The 4,984-nt window shown below is 67.2% G+C and carries 4 protein-coding genes; all 4 read left to right on the top strand.

From position 1 onward, the window contains the following. The first annotated feature begins 190 nt into the window (after positions 1 to 190). Positions 191 to 1,984, top strand: a complete 1,794-nt coding sequence (locus tag RJ03_RS27565) for a multicopper oxidase family protein (RefSeq protein WP_036507666.1) — start codon at positions 191 to 193, stop codon at positions 1,982 to 1,984. A 6-nt stretch (positions 1,985 to 1,990) separates the two neighbouring features. Further along, positions 1,991 to 3,247 carry an oxygenase MpaB family protein gene (locus tag RJ03_RS27560; RefSeq protein WP_036507671.1) on the top strand — a complete coding sequence of 419 codons (1,257 nt, stop codon included), beginning with the start codon at positions 1,991 to 1,993 and terminating at the stop codon, positions 3,245 to 3,247. After that, on the top strand, positions 3,244 to 4,308 hold the full coding sequence (locus RJ03_RS27555; RefSeq protein ID WP_036507663.1) for a lipocalin-like domain-containing protein: 1,065 nt from the start codon (positions 3,244 to 3,246) through the stop codon (positions 4,306 to 4,308). The genes RJ03_RS27560 and RJ03_RS27555 overlap by 4 nt, the downstream gene beginning before the upstream one ends. Before the next feature lie 66 nt (positions 4,309 to 4,374). Further along, on the top strand, positions 4,375 to 4,984 hold a 610-nt coding region (locus tag RJ03_RS27550; RefSeq protein ID WP_167332018.1), incomplete at its 3' end, for an FAD-dependent oxidoreductase.

Genomic DNA, 4,984 nt, shown 5'->3' with positions numbered 1-4,984 from the left:
CGGTGTCGTCATCCATTTACCGCCGAGTCGCCCAGGTCCATGACCCGATCGTAGGGGAGCCGGTCGGCTGGGGATTCGACGCGCATCCGACGCACCTCCTCGGACCATTCAAACGAGTACCGTCCACTGTACTCAATGGTATGGTCGCTGCGACGGGTGACGATCGGTGTCACCTCGGAAGGTGCGAGGGATGTATCGACCGATCGGCCGCCGCGCGATGCTGCGCGGTTTCGGCGCGGGTCTGACGGCCGCGATGGCCGGGCGTGCGGTGACGGCCACCGCCGATCCCGCACCGGGCGGGTTCGAGAGTCCGCTGATATTCCATTCGCCACCGATGCGGCCCTTCGCCGACGAACTTCCGCGGCTACCCGTCGTCACCGGGAGTCACCTGGACCTCGTCGCGACCACCACCAGCCATCGCTTTCACCGCGATATGCCCGCGGTGCCCGCATTCGGATACAACGACCGGACGTATCTGGGCCCGACCGTCGAACACGAGGCCGGCCGCCCGCTCACCGTCCGATTCCACAACCGGCTCGGCGACCATCCGTTCGCGGCCGATATCGACCCCACGCTGCACGGGGTGCCGGAGAGTTACCGGACCACGGTCCCGGCCTCGCTGCATCTGCACGGCGGAGTGACGCCGCCCGCCAGTGACGGACATCCCGAACGCCTGGTCATGCCGGGACAGCACCTCGACCACGACTTCCCGCTGCGCCAGTCGGCCGGTCACCTCTGGTACCACGATCACGCGATGGGGATCACCCGCGCGAACGTCTACGCCGGATTGACGGGCATGATGCTGCTGCGCGACGAATTCGACACGGGAGCTACGGACAATCCGCTCGGGCTGCCGGCGGGGGAGTTCGAAATACCCCTGGTGCTGCAGGAGAAATTGTTCACGCCCGACGGCCGCCAGAGTCTGCGTTCGACCGCGGTGGTCCCGCCGGGTTCGTGGGAGGGCGGTGCGGTCGGCGACGTCGGGGTGGTGAACGGGGTGGTGTGGCCGCAGCTGCCGGTCGCGCGCGGGCTGTATCGATTCCGTGCGATCAATGCCGCCTCGTTCAGTACGTGGAATCTGTTCTTCGGCAATCGGATGCGGTTCTGGGTGATCGGAAATGACCACGGACTGCTCGATGCGCCGGTGCCGGTGCGTAATCTGCGGCTCGCTCCGGCTGAACGGATCGATCTGCTGGTGGATTTCGCCGATCTCGCGCCGGGGGAGACGGTCGACCTGTGCAACGACGAACAACCGGTGTTCCAGGCGGCGATCCTCGGGGAGGTCGCGATGCCGGTGTTCTGCCGCTTCCGCGCCGAGGATCGCGCGGGATTGCGTGGACCGGTGCCGCAGACGCTGCGCGGCGGGCCGCGACAGCCCGCGGTGCTGCCGCCGGTGCCGGTGCCGGCGCTGTCGCGCACCCTCACGATCAGCCAGCCCTATGAACTGCGGATGCCGCCCGCGATCATGTCGCTGAACAACCTGCGCTATTCGGATCCGGATATCGACATGCCGCGGCAGGGCACGACCGAGGTGTGGAACATCGTCAACATCACACCCGATCCCCATCCCATCCACATCCACCTGGTGGATTTCCGCATCCTGAGCAGGACGCCGCTGCGGACTGTGGATTATCAACTCGCTCATCCCCAACCGCCGATCGGCACCCGCTGGACTCCCGACCCGCAGGGTTTCCTCGCGGGCCCGGCGCTGCCGCCGGCGCCGTGGGAGAGCGGCCGCAAGGATGTGGTGCGAGTCGACGGCGGCACCGTCACCCGCATCGTGGTGCGATTTCCCACCTCCGACGAACTCGGCTTCGATCCCGACGCGTCGTTCCCCAGGATCGGCCCGCCGATGCCGGGTGCGGCGCATTCGGCGGAGCATGCCGCGCATCAGGATTCGGATCTGCGCGGTTTCGTCTGGCACTGCCATCTGCTCGATCACGAGGACCACGACATGATGCTGCGATTCCGAACGGTGCGGTGAATGCGAATGACGACCCAGCTACGAACCCTGAAATGCCCCAGCGCCTTCCGATACTGGGAGGCCAAGCGGCAGCCCGCCGTCCAGCGGCTGGAAGCGATCGTGCGGAAGGTGACCGGCGCCGAACTCTTTCCGACCGACGACCAGGCGCGCGCCCTCACCGAGGACCTGTTCGCCGGTGATCCGGTCGCCGAACGATTCGTCGCCGAGGTGATGCACGGTCCCGGCGGTTCGGCGGCCGGCCGGGCTCTGCTGGACCGGGCGTTGGCCGAGGGGATCGATGCCGTTGCCGAGGCACCGGATTCGATGCGCGAACTGTTCGCCGAATTCGACACCGTGCCCGAATGGGTGCGTCCGGAACTGGTCGAACAGGGTGCGGCCATCTGGCGGCGCTGGGGCACCATGTTGTTCAGCTTCGCGGGTGCGGAAACGCTGGAGATGTACACCGAATCCGCGGTCGCCACGCCGCTGTCGCTGGCGGGCGGGTACGCCGGAAACAGTGCGCTGCGTAGGTATCTGGAGACCTGCCGATTCTGGATGGACGTCTCGCAGCCGAATGCGCTGCTGACGCCGGGGTCGACCGGGCGCGCCACCGCACTGAAGGTCCGAGTGATGCACGTGTCGGTGCGTGCGCGGGTGGCCGGCCATCCCGAATGGGACATCGACAGATGGGGACTGCCGATCAGCCAGACCTATCAATTGCTGACCCTGATCGCGGGCAGTGTGACACCCGGGCTCGGGCTGTGGGCACTGGGCTATCAGACCACGCCGTCGGAAATCCGTGCGCTGCTGCACTTTCAGAGGTACATGGGTTATCTGCTGGGCGTGCGTTTGCAGTGGCATCCCGAAACGGTGATCGACTCGCTGCGGGTGCTGGCGATGACGATCGCCTCGCGTTCCTACGACGCCGGTGTGCACGGCGCGGAACTGATCGAGTCCTATCCCGCCGCCTTCGCCCCGCGCCCCGAACACCGCGGCGCGAGCCGGTTGCGGGCGGCCTACAACTACCGCATCAACTCGGTGTATTCGGCGATGTACATGGCGCCCGGCACACGGCGCAAATACCGTATGCCCCCGGCCTTTCCCTGGCTGCTGATTCCGGTGCTGCGGCTCCCGTTGATCACCGCCATGGAATTCGTGCGCCGGATACCGCCGGTCGGGAGGCTGCACGAGAAGGTGATGGTCCGGCACCGGGAGAACTGGTACCGCGCCCAAATGCAGGGCCGGGAAGCGGAATTCGATGCGAGCGGAGCGTTGCGGCGATGAACGACACAGCCATTGTCGAGGCATGGAACGGTCCCGGCCGCCGGGACGGCGAACTCACCACGGTCGAGCCGCGGCACAACGCACTCCATCCCGCGGCGAGTTCGCTCGCCTTCGAGCACTGGTATTTCGACGCGCATCTCGACAGCGGGCACACCGTCGTCGGATTTCTCACCAAACGCCGCCCCGAGGATTTCCCGCACGCGCGTCCCTGGGTCGAGTTGATGGTCTACGAACCGGACGGCACCCGCCGGCAGGTCTCGCGGAAGTATCCCCGCAATCAGGCGTCGTTCGATGCGCGATCCTGCGATGTGCGGATCGGAAACAACCGCGCCTACACCGAATTCCGGCCCGGCGGGTTGCCGACACACCATCTGCGACTGGCCGAGGACGGTCTGGAATTCGACCTGCGCTTCGACAACGAACTGCCCAGCTGGATGCCGGGACAGGGCGAAACGCATTTCGGCGGCGGTGATTCCTTCGGCTGGGTGGTCGGCGCGCCGCGAGCCCGGGTGAGCGGCACCGTGACCATCGACGGCGTCGAGCGGTCCGTGACCGGTCGCGGTTACGCCGACCACAACTGGGGCGTCGGCGATATGCGCAAGATCATCGAGCGCTGGCACTGGGGCCGGCTGTATGTCGAGGACTATTCGCTGCTGTTCGCCGACGTGCTGACCCAGCAGCGGCGCGGAGCGCACGAGATCGCGCCGCTCATGCTGGCTCATCGGGACCGCATCGTCCTCTCGACCGGCGAGACGACCTTGCGGGAGGGGCCGGCGCGGTTCGAGGCCACCGCCGGGCGCGGCTATCCGGAGTGGATCGAACTGCGCGTACCCGATCAGGTCGAGTTGCGGCTGACCGTCGATCGGGTGATTCACGCCCACGATCTCCTCGACGATATTCCGCTGGTCGGCACCCGATTGCTGAAGCCGCTGGCGCACAGGTTGATCGGTCATCCGGGCTATTTCCGATTCGAATCCACCTTCGAACTCACCGTGCTCGGCGGGGCCGAACCGGTCCGGCGCACCGGCACCACCTTGCACGAACTGGTGGCGCTCACCTGAGCCTTGCGCGAGCCGCGCATTCGCGGTGCAAGGGAGCTGCAAGCGACCGGCGGCAGGGTCGATGTCATGAGCGAGACATTCGATGTGGTGGTCGCCGGTGCGGGCCCGGTCGGGCTGATGCTGGCATGTGAACTGCGGCTGGCCGGCGTCGACGTGCTGGTCGTGGAGCGCCTGACGGAGATCGATCGGACCATCAAGGCCGGAGCGATCAATGTGCCGACGGCACAGGCCTTCGATCGGCGCGGACTGTTGCCCGAGTTGCTGTCGCATCAGCAGGCGGCGGTCGAGCGGATGAAGGCGTTCACCGATGGGACGGCGGGCGCCGCGAACCGGCCGCCGATCGCGGGCCATTTCGCGGGAATCATGTTGTCGTTCGACCTGATCGACGCGGAAGATCCGGCCTTCGCCGGCGTGGGGCCGGCAGGGCGGGCCGTGCTGGTGAGCCAGCAGGGCATCGAGGAGATTCTCGGTGCGCGCGCGGCGGAACTCGGCGTGGTGGTGCGCCGGGGTGTGCATCTGACCGATCTGACCGACCACGGCGATGCGGTGACGGTGCGCTGCCGTTCCGGCGAGGGCAACGGTGGCGAAGAGAGCGGCCGTTCCGGCGAGATCCGTGCTTCGTGGCTGGTGGGTTGCGACGGCGGACGCAGCACCGTCCGCAGACTCGCCGGCTTCG

Origin of the sequence: Nocardia aobensis NBRC 100429, assembly GCF_000308375.1 — a bacterium.
In the GTDB taxonomy this organism is placed as follows: Bacteria; Actinomycetota; Actinomycetes; order Mycobacteriales; family Mycobacteriaceae; genus Nocardia; species Nocardia aobensis.
The sequence above is the reverse complement of the archived record's forward strand: the minus strand, read 5'-3'. Positions and strand labels throughout refer to the sequence as shown.